Origin of the sequence: Pseudomonas extremaustralis (assembly GCF_900102035.1) — a bacterium.
Lineage (GTDB): Bacteria > Pseudomonadota > Gammaproteobacteria > Pseudomonadales > Pseudomonadaceae > Aquipseudomonas > Aquipseudomonas extremaustralis.
On sequence record NZ_LT629689.1, the window covers coordinates 4,927,008 to 4,941,417 of the forward strand.

General features: G+C 60.9%; 13 protein-coding genes and 1 pseudogene. 10 read left to right on the forward strand and 4 right to left on the reverse strand.

The features are described from left to right. The first annotated feature begins 69 nt into the window (after positions 1–69). From def to BLR63_RS22640, 5 genes are all read left to right on the forward strand, one after another. A complete protein-coding gene (gene def, locus BLR63_RS22620; RefSeq protein ID WP_010565840.1) occupies positions 70–576 on the forward strand; it encodes a peptide deformylase in 507 nt (168 codons plus the stop codon). Between the two features lie 69 nt (positions 577–645). Then, a complete protein-coding gene (gene fmt, locus BLR63_RS22625; RefSeq protein WP_010565841.1) occupies positions 646–1,599 on the forward strand; it encodes a methionyl-tRNA formyltransferase in 954 nt (317 codons plus the stop codon). After that, positions 1,596–2,906: a 16S rRNA (cytosine(967)-C(5))-methyltransferase RsmB gene (gene rsmB, locus BLR63_RS22630; RefSeq protein WP_010565842.1), complete on the forward strand. Its 1,311-nt coding sequence runs from the start codon at positions 1,596–1,598 to the stop codon at positions 2,904–2,906. The genes fmt and rsmB overlap by 4 nt, the downstream gene beginning before the upstream one ends. A gap of 22 nt (positions 2,907–2,928) precedes the next feature. Continuing rightward, positions 2,929–4,302, forward strand: coding sequence for a Trk system potassium transporter TrkA (gene trkA / locus BLR63_RS22635; protein ID WP_010565843.1), 1,374 nt, complete (start codon positions 2,929–2,931; stop codon positions 4,300–4,302). Positions 4,303–4,345: 43 nt separating this feature from the next. Further along, positions 4,346–4,657, forward strand: coding sequence for a hypothetical protein (locus BLR63_RS22640; RefSeq protein WP_010565844.1), 312 nt, complete (start codon positions 4,346–4,348; stop codon positions 4,655–4,657). A 136-nt stretch (positions 4,658–4,793) separates the two neighbouring features. Here the strand turns inward: BLR63_RS22640 and BLR63_RS22645 are convergent, their stop codons facing one another. Together BLR63_RS22645 and BLR63_RS22650 are read right to left on the reverse strand one after the other, a co-directional pair. Beyond that, on the reverse strand, positions 4,794–5,681 hold the full coding sequence (locus BLR63_RS22645) for a lysophospholipid acyltransferase (RefSeq protein WP_010565845.1): 888 nt from the start codon (positions 5,679–5,681) through the stop codon (positions 4,794–4,796). Between the two features lie 40 nt (positions 5,682–5,721). Further along, complete coding sequence (locus BLR63_RS22650) at positions 5,722–6,279, reverse strand: DNA-3-methyladenine glycosylase I (protein ID WP_010565846.1); 558 nt, start codon at positions 6,277–6,279, stop codon at positions 5,722–5,724. Between the two features lie 81 nt (positions 6,280–6,360). Here BLR63_RS22650 and glyQ point away from each other — a divergent pair, with 81 nt between their 5' ends. The 4 genes from glyQ (at position 6,361) to BLR63_RS22670 (ending at position 10,758) form a co-directional block, all read left to right on the forward strand. Continuing rightward, positions 6,361–7,314, forward strand: a complete 954-nt coding sequence (glyQ, locus tag BLR63_RS22655) for a glycine--tRNA ligase subunit alpha (protein ID WP_003213601.1) — start codon at positions 6,361–6,363, stop codon at positions 7,312–7,314. Then, positions 7,311–9,365, forward strand: a complete 2,055-nt coding sequence (gene glyS / locus BLR63_RS22660) for a glycine--tRNA ligase subunit beta (protein WP_010565847.1) — start codon at positions 7,311–7,313, stop codon at positions 9,363–9,365. Before glyQ ends, glyS begins: the two co-directional genes overlap by 4 nt. Positions 9,366–9,367: 2 nt before the next feature. Further along, entirely contained in the window at positions 9,368–9,904 is a 537-nt protein-coding gene (gmhB, locus tag BLR63_RS22665) for a D-glycero-beta-D-manno-heptose 1,7-bisphosphate 7-phosphatase (RefSeq protein ID WP_010565848.1), read from the forward strand. An 83-nt stretch (positions 9,905–9,987) separates the two neighbouring features. Next, positions 9,988–10,758 (forward strand): lysophospholipid acyltransferase family protein, encoded by a 771-nt coding sequence (locus BLR63_RS22670; protein ID WP_010565849.1) that lies wholly within the window; start codon positions 9,988–9,990, stop codon positions 10,756–10,758. A gap of 180 nt (positions 10,759–10,938) precedes the next feature. On the opposite strand, the gene BLR63_RS22675 is transcribed toward BLR63_RS22670, so the two are convergent. Beyond that, the gene (locus tag BLR63_RS22675; protein ID WP_010565850.1) at positions 10,939–13,218 is read right to left on the reverse strand and encodes a CHASE2 domain-containing protein; all 2,280 of its coding nucleotides are present in this window, start codon (positions 13,216–13,218) and stop codon (positions 10,939–10,941) included. Positions 13,219–13,245: 27 nt separating this feature from the next. Next, positions 13,246–13,413: pseudogene (locus BLR63_RS22680) on the reverse strand (hypothetical protein); the annotation flags it as partial. Positions 13,414–13,656: 243 nt separating this feature from the next. On the opposite strand from BLR63_RS22680, the gene BLR63_RS22685 reads away from it, so the two are divergent. Then, positions 13,657–14,379, forward strand: coding sequence for a response regulator transcription factor (locus tag BLR63_RS22685; protein WP_010565852.1), 723 nt, complete (start codon positions 13,657–13,659; stop codon positions 14,377–14,379). Positions 14,380–14,410 lie beyond the last annotated feature (31 nt).

The window sequence follows — 14,410 nt, forward strand, 5'->3', positions numbered from 1 at the left end:
TCACACCGGCCGTTTGGGTCCATCCCAACGCCGATTTGCCTTTACCTCACATGTGCAGCAATTACGCTTATGGCTATTTTGAACATCCTCGAATTCCCCGACTCGCGCCTGCGCACGATCGCCAAACCGGTGGCCGTAGTGGACGACAAGGTTCGTCAGTTGGTCGATGACATGTTTGAAACAATGTATGAAGCCCCGGGCATCGGCCTCGCCGCCACCCAGGTCAACGTGCATCAGCGCGTCGTGGTCATGGACCTGTCGGAAGATCGCAGCGAACCACGGGTGTTCATCAACCCCGAGTTTGAACCGCTGACCGAAGAGATGGGCGAATACCAGGAAGGTTGCCTGTCGGTGCCGGAGTTCTACGAGAACGTCGAGCGCCCGCTGCGCGTGAAGATCAACGCCCTGGACCGCGACGGCAAGCCCTACGAGCTGATCGCCGAAGGCCTGCTGGCGGTGTGTATCCAGCACGAATGCGATCACCTCAACGGCAAGCTGTTTGTCGATTACCTGTCCACGCTCAAACGCGATCGGATCAAGAAAAAGCTGGAAAAAAAGCACCGCCAGCAAGCTTGATGCCCCTCTTCCAAAGGCTTGCTGCGGCAAGCCTTTTTCTTTTGTGACTGCTTTTAACCGAGAACGCCCATGACCGAGCCATTGCGCATTGTTTTTGCCGGCACCCCCGAATTCGCCGCCGAACACCTCAAGGCGCTGCTCGCCAGCCCTTATGACATCGTCGCGGTGTATACCCAACCGGATCGCCCGGCCGGTCGCGGGCAAAAACTGATGCCGAGCCCGGTCAAGCAATTGGCACTGGAGCACAACATTCCCGTGCTGCAACCGCCGACCCTGCGCAACGCCGACGCCCAGGCCGAGTTGGCCGCGCTGAAACCGGACTTGCTGGTGGTGGTGGCCTACGGCTTGATCCTGCCCCAAACGGTACTGGACATTCCGCGCCTGGGTTGCATCAACAGCCATGCCTCACTGCTGCCACGCTGGCGTGGTGCGGCGCCGATCCAGCGCGCCGTGGAAGCCGGCGACAGCGAAAGCGGCGTGACCGTGATGCGCATGGAAGCCGGCCTGGATACCGGCCCGATGCTGCTCAAAGTCAGCACCCCGATCACTACCGAAGACACCGGCGGCAGCCTGCACGACCGCCTGGCCGAGATGGGCCCACCGGTCGTGATCCAGGCGATCGCCGGTCTCGCCGCCGGCACCCTGGAAGGCGAAACCCAGGACGACAGCCTGGCCACCTATGCCCACAAGCTGAACAAGGACGAGGCGCGCCTCGACTGGAGCCGCCCGGCCGTGGAGCTGGAACGCCTGGTACGTGCGTTCAACCCATGGCCGATCTGCCACAGCACCCTCAATGGCGAAGCCTTGAAAGTCTTGGCCGCGACCCTGGCCGAAGGCAAAGGCGCCCCCGGTGAAATCATCGGCGCCAGCAAGGACGGCCTGCTGGTGGCCTGCGGCGAACAGGCGCTGTGTCTGACGCGTCTGCAATTGCCCGGCGGCAAGGCGCTGAATTTCAGCGATTTGTTCAACAGCCGCCGTGAGAAATTTGCCCTGGGCACGATACTCGGGATGGCTGCCCAATGAACCCGCGTTTGGCCGCCGCCAAGGCCCTGGCCGCCGTGCTCAACGGCAAGGCTTCGCTGAACAGTTCACTGCCGACCCAGTTGGACAAGGTCGAAGACCGCGATCGCGGCTTCACCCAGGACCTCGCCTTTGGCACCGCGCGCTGGCAGCCACGTCTGTCGGCGCTGGCGGCCAAGCTGCTGCAAAAGCCGTTCAAGGCGGCCGACGCCGATGTGGAAGCGCTGCTGCTGGTGGGCCTTTATCAACTGCTCTACACCCGCGTACCGGCCCACGCCGCCATCGGTGAAACCGTGGGCTGTGCCGAGAAACTGAAAAAGCCCTGGGCCAAGGCCCTGCTCAACGCCGTCCTGCGCCGCGCCCAGCGCGAAAGCGAAGCGCTGCTGGCGGAGCTGGAACACGACCCGGTGGTACGCACCGCTCATCCGCGCTGGCTGCAAAAGTCCCTGAAGGCCTTCTGGCCGGAACAATGGGAAGGGATTTGCGCGGCCAACAACGCGCATCCGCCGATGATCCTGCGGGTCAACCGTCGCCATCACTGCCGTGATGCCTATCTGCAATTGCTGACCGATGCAGGCATCGCCGCCAAGCCGTGCGTGTACAGCACCGATGGCATCGTGCTCGAGGCCGCCGCCGACGTGCGCAGCCTGCCGGGCTTTGCCGAAGGTTGGATCAGCGTGCAGGACGAAGCCGCGCAACTGGCCGCGGACCTGCTCGACCTGGCACCGGGCCAACGGGTGCTGGATGCCTGCTGCGCCCCCGGCGGCAAGACTTGTCACATCCTCGAGGTGCAGAAAGACCTCGCCGGTGTGGTGGCCGTCGACCTGGAAGCCAAGCGCCTGGTGCGCGTGCGGGAAAACCTCGCGCGCCTGGGCCTCAGCGCCGAACTGATCGCCGCCGACGGCCGCGATACCGCGACCTGGTGGGACGGCAAACCCTTCCAGCGCATCCTGCTCGACGCCCCATGCTCGGCCACCGGCGTGATCCGCCGTCACCCGGACATCAAGCTGACCCGCCAACCCGACGACATCGCCGCCCTGGCTGTGCTGCAAGGCGAGTTGCTCGACGCGTTGTGGCCGACCCTGGAAGTCGGCGGCATCCTGCTCTACGCCACCTGCTCCACCTTGCCGACCGAAAATACCGAGGTTATCCAAGCCTTCCTCGCCCGCACCAGCGGCGCACGGGAGTTGGACCTCGCCACGACAGCCGGCATCAAGCAGCCCCACGGTCGCCAATTGCTGGCGCAAGAAGGCGGCCACGATGGCTTCTACTACGCCAAACTGATCAAGATCGCCGCCGCACGCGGCTGAACGGTTCAAAGGGAGTGACCGGATGAAAATCATCATCCTTGGGGCAGGGCAGGTCGGGGGCACGCTCGCCGAACACTTGGCCAGTGAAGCCAACGACATCACCGTGGTCGACACCGATGCCGAACGCCTGCGCAACCTGGGCGACCGCCTGGACATTCGTACCGTACAGGGCCGTGCGTCGTTTCCTACGGTGCTGCGTCAGGCGGGTGCCGACGATGCCGACATGCTGGTGGCCGTCACCAACAGCGACGAGACCAACATGGTCGCCTGCCAGGTCGCCCACACCCTGTTCCACACCCCGACCAAGATCGCCCGCGTGCGCGAAGCCGCGTACCTGACCCGTGCCGGGCTGTTCGACAACGACGCGATCCCGGTGGACGTGCTGATCAGCCCGGAACAGGTGGTAACCCACTACATCAAGCGCCTGATCGAAATTCCCGGCGCCTTGCAGGTGATCGACTTCGCTGGCGGCAAGGCGCAACTGGTCGCCGTGAAGGCCTATTACGGCGGGCCGCTGGTGGGCCAGCAATTGCGCCAGCTGCGCGAACACATGCCGAACGTGGAAACCCGCGTCGCGGCGATTTTCCGCCGTGACCGGCCGATCCTGCCCCAGGGCGACACGGTGATCGAAGCCGACGACGAAGTCTTCTTCATCGCCGCCAAGGCGAATATTCGTGCCGTAATGAGCGAAATGCGCCGTCTCGACGAGACCTACAAACGCATCGTCATCGCCGGTGGTGGGCAGATCGGCGAACGTTTGGCCGAGGCGATCGAAAGCCGCTACCAGGTGAAGATCATCGAGATGAGTCCGGCACGCTGCCGGCATTTGTCCGACACCCTCGACAGCACCGTAGTCCTGCAGGGCAGCGCCTCGGACCGCGACCTGCTGATGGAGGAAAACATCGCCGACGCCGATATCTTCCTGGCCCTGACTAACGATGACGAAGCCAACATCATGTCGTCGCTGCTGGCCAAGCGGCTGGGGGCGAAGAAGGTGATGACCATCATCAACAACCCGGCGTATGTCGACCTGATCCAGGGCGGCGATATCGACATCGCCATCAGCCCGCAACTGGCCACCATCGGCACCTTGCTGGCCCACGTGCGCCGTGGCGATATCGTCAGCGTGCACTCCCTGCGCCGTGGCGCGGCGGAAGCCATCGAGGCGATTGCCCATGGCGATTCAAAGTCGAGCAAGGTCATCGGCAAGGCCATCCGCGACATCGGTTTGCCGCCGGGCACCACCATTGGCGCGATCATTCGCGATGAAGAGGTGATCATTGCCCACGACGATACGGTGATCGCCACGGGTGACCATGTGATCCTGTTTCTGGTGGATAAAAAACATATCCGCGATGTGGAGAAACTGTTCCACGTGGGGCTGAGCTTTTTCTGATGGCGTCATCGCCGGCAAGCCGGCGCCTATAAGGATTTTTCGTATGCTTGAGTCACTTGAAAAGATGCTGGCCAAGGGTGTGGATAATTCGCTGCTGCGCTTTGGCTTGGGCAAGGGTTATCTGGATCTGAAGGACAACGCCAAGGCGGCCGAGCATCTGCGCAAGTGCGTCGAGTTTGATCCGAAGTATTCGGCGGCGTGGAAGCTGCTGGGCAAGGCGCACGCCGGATTGGGCGATCGCCTCGCTGCGCGGCAGGCTTGGGAGAAAGGCATCGAAGCGGCCCAGGCCCATGGCGACAAGCAGGCGGAGAAAGAAATGACTGTGTTCCTGAAAAAACTCGATCGCCAGGCTTGAGTAGAGCAAAAAATGTGGGAGGGGGCTTGCTCCCGATAGCAGAGTGTCAGTCGATGCATATATGACTGAGCCACCGCTATCGGGAGCAAGCCCCCTCCCACATTTGGTTTTGTATTGGCCTTGGGTCAGCGATGGGTCAGTACCAGCGCGCCTCACCCGGCGGGCGTTTCTTGAAGCGCTTCATGCTCCACATGTACTGGCTCGGGTAGGCACCGACATAACGCTCCACCACCTTGCTCATCGCCGCGCAGGACGTGGCGGTGTCGGTGCTGTACATGTCTTCCGGCGCCGCTTCCAGGATCACTTTGTAGCCTGAGCCGTCCGGCAGCCGCAGGGCATGCAGGAACACGCCCACCGCCTTGTGGCCTGCGAGCATGTTGGGCACGAACTTGCTGGTCAGCGCCTGGGTGGCGAAGAACGGTACGAAGATCCCCGCGGATTCCGCCGGCTCCGGGTCGGCCGGAATACCTACCTGGCCGCCCTTGCGCACTTCCTTGATCACACTGAGGATGCCTTCCTTGGTGGACGCCGCCACGCGGTTACCCAGTTGCACACGTTGCTTGCGTAGCAGGTCATCCACCGCCTTGAGCTTGGGCGGGCGATAGAAAATGATCGGTTTGCACTGGCTGCAATAGAAGTGGTTCAACACCTCCCAGTTGCCCAGGTGGCTGGTGATCCCCACCACGCCTTTGCCGGAGGCCAGGGCTTCATGGAGCACTTCCAGGCCTTCGACTTCGCGCACCAGGTCGATGGAGCGCTGGGCCGGCCAGATCCAGGCGCAGGCGCTTTCGGTCAGGGACTTGCCGATGTCCATCAGGCTGCGGCCCACCAGGCGCTCGCGCTCGACCGGGTCCATGTCCGGGAAGCATTTTGAGAGGTTGATCCGCACTGTATCGCGGGAGCGGTTGGGGGTTTTCCACATGATCCAGCCAATCGCCGAACCCACGGCTTGCACCGCGCGCCAGGGCAGCAGGGCAAACAACCGAAGAGCGCCTACCAGCAAGGCGCCTTTAAACTTTTCCACAGGTCACTCCTGATCGTGTGTGGTGCGCAAAGCGCGCATTCTAACCGGCGTTGGCCAACTGCGCGTAACGGTCGCAATCCTGGGTGTGGTCCATGACCATGCCCGAGGCCTGCATGAACGCGTAGCAAATGGTTGGGCCGACAAAGGTGAAGCCGGCTTTTTTCAGGGCGCGGCTCATGGCCTCGGCCTCCGGGGTAATCGCCGGTACTTCGCTGCGGTCCTTGAAATGATTGACCTTGGGCACGCCGCCGACAAACGACCAGAGCAACCCCACCGGGTCCTCCAGCGCCAGCCAGGCTGAGGCATTGCGGCGGGTGGCATTGAGCTTCAGGCGATTGCGCACGATGCCCGGGTCGAGCATCAACGCTTCGATCTCGGCATCGGTCAACCGCGCCAGGCGCTGCGCATCAAACCCGAACAAGACCTTCCGATAATGCTCACGTTTGCGTAAAACGGTGATCCAGGACAGGCCCGCCTGGAACCCTTCGAGCAAAAGCAACTCGAACAAACCCTGCGCATCGCGCAGCGGCGTTCCCCACTCCTGATCGTGATAAGCCATGTACAGCGGATCTTCAGAACACCAAAAGCAGCGTGGCATAAGGCTCCAGGGGATGGTGGCGCGGCCGAATCGGGTATACTCCCGCTCTTTAAATCGCAGCCCAAGTAACAGGTGAATTTCGTGAGCCAGCCTACGCCAGCCGTGCGTACCTTCCAAGACTTGATCCTCGCCCTCCAGCAATACTGGGCCGAGCAAGGTTGTGTGGTACTTCAGCCCTACGATATGGAAGTAGGCGCCGGCACTTTCCACACCGCAACATTCCTGCGGGCCATCGGCCCGGAAACCTGGAACGCCGCTTATGTGCAGCCCAGTCGTCGTCCGACTGACGGCCGCTACGGCGAAAACCCGAACCGTCTGCAGCACTACTATCAGTTCCAGGTGGTCCTGAAGCCGAACCCGGACAACTTCCAGGAGCTGTACCTCGGCTCGCTGAAACATGTCGGCCTCGACCCGCTGGTCCACGACATCCGTTTCGTCGAAGACAACTGGGAATCGCCGACCCTGGGCGCCTGGGGCCTGGGCTGGGAAGTCTGGCTCAACGGCATGGAAGTCACGCAGTTCACTTACTTCCAGCAGGCGGGCGGCATCGAGTGCTACCCGGTGACCGGCGAGATCACCTACGGTCTCGAGCGCCTGGCCATGTACCTGCAAGGCGTGGACTCGGTCTACGACCTGGTCTGGGCTGACGGTCCGTTCGGCAAAGTCACCTACGGCGACGTGTTCCACCAGAACGAAGTGGAGCAGTCGACCTACAACTTCGAACACGCCAACGTCGAGAAGCTGTTCGAACTGTTCGACTTCTATGAAAGCGAAGCCAAGCGCCTGATCGAACTCGACCAGCCGCTGCCGCTGCCAAGCTATGAAATGGTGTTGAAGGCATCCCACACCTTCAACCTGCTGGACGCTCGCCGGGCGATCTCGGTGACCGCACGCCAGCAATATATTCTGCGTGTTCGCACCCTGGCGCGTTCCGTCGCCCAAGCCTATCTGTTGGCGCGCGCCAAGCTGGGCTTCCCGATGGCAACCCCGGATTTGCGTGATGAAGTGTTGGCTAAGCTGGAGGCTGCGCAATGAGTGCTCAAGATTTCCTGGTTGAACTGGGCACCGAAGAGCTGCCACCCAAGGCACTGAATACCCTGGCCGATGCGTTCCTGGCCGGTATCGAAAAAGGCCTGCAAAGTGCCGGCCTGAAATTTGAAGCGAAAAAAGTCTACGCCGCACCGCGTCGCCTGGCGGTGTTGCTGACCGCGCTGGAAACCCAGCAACCGGACCGCAGCATCAACCTCGACGGCCCGCCACGTCAGGCGGCGTTCGACGCTGAAGGCAACCCGACTCAAGCGGCACTGGGCTTTGCCAAGAAGTGTGGCGTCGAGTTGAGCGAGATCGACCAGAGCGGCCCGAAACTGCGTTTCAGCCAAGTCATCAAGGGCAAGCCGACCGCCAGCCTGTTGCCGACCATCGTCGAAGATTCCCTGAACGACCTGCCGATCCCCAAGCGCATGCGCTGGGGTGCACGCAAGGAAGAGTTCGTGCGTCCGACCCAGTGGCTGGTGATGCTGCTCGGTGACCAGGTCATCGATTGCACCATCCTCGCCCAGAAGGCGGGGCGTGACTCCCGTGGTCACCGCTTCCATCATCCGCAAAGCGTGCGCATCACTTCGCCGGCCAACTACCTCAACGACCTGCGCGCGGCCTACGTATTGGCCGATGCCAACGAGCGTCGCGAACTGATCAGCAAGCGCACCGAAGAACTGGCGCGCCTGCAGGAAGGCACCGCCATCGTGCCGCCAAGCCTGCTCGACGAAGTAACCGCGCTGGTTGAATGGCCGGTGCCGCTGGTGTGTTCGTTCGAAGAACGCTTCCTCGATGTGCCGCAAGAAGCGCTGATCACTACCATGCAGGACAACCAGAAGTACTTCTGCCTGCTGGACGTGGACGGCAAGTTGCTGCCGCGCTTCATCACCGTGGCCAACATCGAAAGCAAGGACCCGCAGCAGATCATCGCCGGTAACGAGAAAGTCGTGCGCCCGCGCCTGACCGACGCCGAGTTCTTCTTCAAGCAAGACAAGAAGCAGAAGCTCGAAGACTTCAACCTGCGCCTGCAAAACGTGGTGTTCCAGGAAAAACTCGGCAGCGTCTACGACAAGGCCGTTCGCGTTTCCAAGCTGGCCGCCTACATTGCGCCACGCATTGGCGGTGACGCGGCCTGGGCTGCGCGCGCTGGCTTGCTGTCCAAGTGCGACCTGGCCACCGAGATGGTCGGCGAGTTCCCGGAAATGCAAGGCGTTGCCGGTTACTACTACGCCCTCAACGACGGCGAGCCGGACGATGTCGCCCTGGCGCTGAACGAGCAATACATGCCGCGCGGTGCGGGTGCCGAGCTGCCGACTACCCTGACCGGTGCGGCCGTGGCCATCGCCGACAAGCTGGACACCCTCGTCGGTATCTTCGGCATCGGCATGCTGCCCACCGGCAGCAAAGACCCGTATGCCCTGCGCCGTGCGGCCCTGGGCGTGCTGCGTATCCTGATCGACAAGAAGCTCGACCTCGACCTGACCCAGGCCGTGGTGTTCGCGGTCGGCCAGTTCGGCGGCAAGGTCAAGCAAACCGGCCTGGCCGAGCAAGTGCTGGAGTTCGTGTTCGACCGCCTGCGTGCGCGTTACGAAGACGAAGGCGTGGACGTTTCGGTGTACCTGTCGGTGCGTGCCCTGCAACCGGGCTCGGCGCTGGACTTCGACCAGCGCGTACAAGCCGTGCAGGCCTTCCGCAAACTGCCGGAAGCCGACGCCCTGGCTGCCGTGAACAAGCGTGTGTCGAACCTGCTGAGCAAGGCCGAAGGCCTGGGCAGCACCGATGTCGACCCAGGCCTGTTCGCCGATGCCAAGGAGTTCTCGCTGAACTCGGCCATCGCCAAGGCAGAACACGCGGTGAAGCCGCTGATCGCGGAACGCAACTACGCCGAAGCACTGGCGCGCCTGGCCACCTTGCGCGAGCCAGTGGATGCGTTCTTCGAAGCGGTGATGATCAATGCCGAAGACGCTGGCGTGCGGAAAAACCGCTACGCCATGCTGGCGCGTCTGCGCGGCCTGTTCATCAACATCGCTGACATCTCCGTGCTGGGCTGAACATGCTGAAACTGCTGATTCTCGATCGGGACGGGGTGATCAATTACGACTCCGACGCGTACATCAAGTCGGTGGAGGAATGGATTCCACTGCCCGGCGCGATCGAGGCCATCGCGCAGTTGAGCAAAGCCGGCTGGACAGTGGCCGTTGCCACCAACCAGTCCGGCATCGCCCGCGGCTACTACGACATCGCCACTCTGGACGCCATGCATGCGCGCTTGCGTACGCTGGTAGCGGAGCAGGGCGGTGAGGTAGGGCTGGTGGTGTATTGCCCCCACGGACCGGATGAGGGTTGCGATTGCCGCAAACCCAAGCCTGGCATGTTGAAAACTATTGCAGAACATTACAAGGTGCCCCTGGCTGGGATATGGTTTGTCGGGGACAGCCTCGGTGACCTGGAGGCGGCCAAAGCCGTCGACTCTCAGCCCGTTTTGGTAAAGACCGGAAAAGGCGACAAGACCCAGGCGAAAAACCTGCCGGTAGGCACCTTGATTTTTGACGATCTGGCGGCGGTTGCCGCAGAACTTATCCACCACTAGCCGCCCTCGACTTCCTGACCAAGGACTGTTCGGGAGAGCGCTTTTTAACAGGCGGGCATTGTCCCGCAACGGTAAATGCCGCCATGTCGATTTTGCAGGCCATCAGAACCTTCTTCTTTTACCTGCTGCTGGGCACCAGTTCCTTTCTCTGGTGCACCCTGAGCTTTTTTATCGCGCCTTTCCTGCCGTTCAAGGCGCGCTATCGTTTTATCAACGTCTATTGGTGCCGCTGCGCGTTGTGGCTGAGCAAGGTGTTCCTCAATATCCGTTTCGAGGTCAAGGGCGCCGAAAACGTGCCGGACCAGCCGTGCGTGATTCTGTCGAACCACCAGAGCACCTGGGAGACGTTCTTTCTTTCTGCGTACTTCTCGCCCCTGAGCCAGGTGCTCAAACGTGAGTTGTTGTACGTGCCGTTCTTCGGTTGGGCGATGGCGATGCTGCGCCCGATCGCCATCGACCGCGACAACCCAAAGGCAGCGCTCAAGCACGTGGCCAAGAAAGGCGACGAGCTGCTCAAGGATGGCGTATGGGTATTGATCTTCCCCGAGGGTACCCGCGTGCCCTACGGCACCATAGGCAAGTTCTCACGCGGCGGTACCGCATTGGCGGTCAACGCCCACCTGCCGGTGTTGCCGATCGCGCATAACGCCGGCAAGTTCTGGCCGAAGACCGGTTGGGCCAAACGCGAAGGCACGATCACAGTGATCATTGGCGAGCCGATGTATGCCGAAGGCGAGGGACCACGTGCCATTGCCGCACTGAATGACCGTGCGGCAGCCTGGAATGAAGCCCAGCAACGCGCCATGGGTTCGCTGCCGCCGGAGCCGGTAGCGGCGGATATACCGGTGGCCTGAGGATCTGTGGATAACCTGTGTACGGTTTGTTGGCAAATTGCCTTTTTTCACTCATAACAAACTGATTTATCTACATATTTCACAAAATCATAAATTCTCGGAAAAGGTGCATAAGTTTTTCCCGCATTAAAAAACCGGTCCCCTGGACCGGTTTTTATGCACAGCACAAAAGCACGACGTTCAGTCGTCCAGCAGCGGCAGTTGCAGGCTGAATGTCGTGCCTTTACCGACGATGCTTGCACAACTGATATGACCACCATGACGCCCCACAACAGCCTTGACCATGGTCAGCCCCAACCCCAAACCTTCGCTGCCCTGGGCGGAATCGAATCGCCGGTATTGGCTGAACAGCTGGGGTAAATCCTCAGCGGCAATCCCAGGGCCCTGATCGCTGATACAGCATTCCAACCAGCCTTGTGCGCTGCTGTGGCTCAGCCGTACCGTGGTGCCGGCCGGGGAGTATTTGATCGCGTTCTCCAACACGTTGAACAACGCACGCGTAAGCAATGATTGGTCAGCCAAAATCATGCCCTCGTCGGCTTCCTCCAGGTCATGGACCAGATGAATACCTTTGAGCTGGGCAATCACCGAGACCTGGTCAAAAGCATCCATCACTAACATGGCGAACAGGGTCGGCTGGAACTGGTAGCCATCTGCTTCGGCCTTTGCCAGTTGCACGAACGACTCGGTGAGACTCAAGGCGCGCCGAACCTGCTGCTCAATCAGCGTGAAGACCGGCGATTCACTGTGGTGTACATCCAGCAGCGCGAGGATGGCCGAGTGTGGCGCGCGCAGATCATGGGATAGAAAGCGCAGCATGGTCTCGCGGTGTTGCTGGGCGTCGCGCTCCTTACTCAGGTCGGTCAGGCTCAACAGCCAGCCGAGGGTGATATCGCCTTCAGCCGGCAGCAACGGCGCCAATTCCATGCGCAGACTGCGTTGATGGATGTCGCGAAACTCGACGAGTTCCAAGGCTGAAAGGGCAGGGCGCACACCGTTATGCAACGGTGGATAACCCAGGTCAGCCAATTGCTCCAGCAGGTTTTCGCCCACCAAGTCGTTGCCGAACACATCGCGGGCAATGCGGTTGGCCAGCAAGATATTGCCCCGAGGATCAGTGATCAACGTCGCCACCGGCAAGCACTCCAGGCCATCGGCCATAAAGCGGCGGGTATCGCGTGTACGACTGACAGCCTGCTCCAGGGCAAAAATACGCGCCTGTAATACATCGCCCTTGCTCGCAGGCGCGCGACGGCGCTCGGGCAGCACCTTGGGTTCGTTGTCCAGTCGCGCCAGTTCCCAGCCGAAATAGGAGAGGATCACGCTGAGGCGGCGCCAGTTCCAGATCAGGTAGCTCAGGAGTAAGCCAATCAGACACGCCGCCGGCGACCACCAGTGTCCCAGGCGCAACAGAGCCCATGACACAAACAAAGCGCCGGTCATGCAGCCCAGGGTCATCCACAGCGCATAACGTGGACGGTAGAGCAGCAAGCCCAGCAACAATGCGACCAGCAACGTCGCCATGGTCGCCGCCAGCCACCCGGGAAGGTCAACGACACTGCGTCCTTGCAACAATCCATTGAGTACATTGGCCTGGATCTCCACGCCTGCCGTGGTACCCACCGTCGAGGAAAGCGGTGTGACGAAGCGGTCGCCCATTCCGGAGGCTGTCGACCCGACCAGAATCAGGCGATCACGCAGCAACTCGGAGGGCACTTCACCGTGTAATACGCTGACGTAGGACACGCTGGAAAAATGGATATGAGGCGCGATAAAAGGAATGCGAATCCTATGTTCCCGATGCCAGTCCTGAGTAGCCGATACCAACGGTTCTCCCGGCATCGACGACGGCAGGCCGCTCAGCTCGTATGCCAGCCATGCCAGTTGTGGCGCTGTGGCATTGGGTGGGCCTTCACGCAGATACAAACTGCGGACGACACCGTCGCTGTCCGCTTCGACGTTGATATGCCCCACGCCCTTGGCACATTTGAGCAACGGCAGCATTTGCGTACCGGATTGGCTGTAGCTCGCGGCGCCTTCGTGCGCCAAGGGCAGCAATACATTCCCGGCATCGCATACGGCATCAGCCAGGCGTTTGTCATTGGCGGGGTCGCCGGGCTCGCTGAAGATCACATCGAATAAGATCGCCGCCGGTTGCGCGGCACTCAGACGGTCGATCAGGTCGGCATGCACGCTGCGGGGCCAAGGCCATTGGCCAAGTTTCTTGAGGCTTGGGTCATCGATGGTGACCAACAGGATTCTCGGATCTACCGGTAGCGGGGTGAGCCGGCGAAGGCTGTCATACAACGGATTGTTCAAAGCGAGACCGGGGCTCAGCGACAAGTACGCCGTGATCGGCAATAGCAGCAAACCAATCCACAACCATTCACGCACCAGACCGTGGAACAAGCGCTGGGCATGGGTGGGTTGGCGTTTCTCGGGCTTGCCCCAGAGCATCATAGGTCAAGGCACCTGGTTGGCCGGTGGCTAATAGAAAATGTCATAGACCTCGGTTTCTCCCTCCAGACCGTTCGCGTCGTAGGCCGACAAACGCCCGTGATAGAACGAAGCTTTGAGCCCAGTGAAGCTCATTTTCGACGCGCTGGAGAAGTTTTCCTGCTTGATGTTCATAAAGGCTTTATCGGTGGCGCCCTGCTGGGCATCAGACATCAACCGTCAGCTGATCCTTTTACTTAGCAACGGGAGCCGGTATCTTGCCCGATAGGTATCGAGATCTTTCAATGGGTTAACAGCCCTTGATATCAGCGTACCGAGAGATCCAAGGGGCCGTTGAATCTGACCACAATTCTTCAGATTCAACGGCCGGCAACTGCGCAGTAAGTGCCCGGTGTTCACAGGCCGTCGGCTGCCAAATCGTGAGTAGAAAGGAACCTCGACATGCGTGTCGCAATACTGGATGACGAACCTGCTGAGTTGCAGCGGGTGGAACAGACACTGCGACAGATCCCCAGTCCCGTAGAGCAGCCCTGGTCACTGCATTGCTTCGAGCGCGGTGAAGACCTGCTGCGTCAGCTGCGCCGGGAAACCTTTGATCTGCTGATACTCGACTGGCAAGTGCCGGATATCACCGGTCTTGCATTGCTGCGCTGGGCGCGCGAACACTTGGAATCCCCTCCTGCCGTGATCATGTTGACCAGCCGCGATGCTGAGTCCGACATCGTCACGGCCCTGAACTGCGGCGCCGACGACTACGTCAGTAAACCCTTTCGCCCAAACGAACTCAAAGCCCGAGTCACCGCAGTATTGCGCCGCCATGGCCTACAAAAGTCCACGACTCAGGAAGTACAAAGCTTTAACGACCTGATCTTCGATGACGCCGAATTGACTGTCACCCGCGCCGGCAAACCGATCAATCTGACCGAGCGCGAATATCGCCTGGCTAGTTGCCTGTTCGCCAACCTGGCGCGACCGCTTTCCCGTGAATACCTCTATGAGCGTTTTTGGACTCACGAAGAAATGGTCTCATCTCGACCGCTGGACACACACATCTATCGGCTGCGGAACAAACTCGGGCTGACGGCGGATCGGGGTTGGCAGCTGTTGACGATCTACGGCTACGGGTATCGTTTGGAGAGTGTGGCGTCTACAACGGACAGCTGACCCTTGATGTTCCACGTGGAGCATTTTTGAA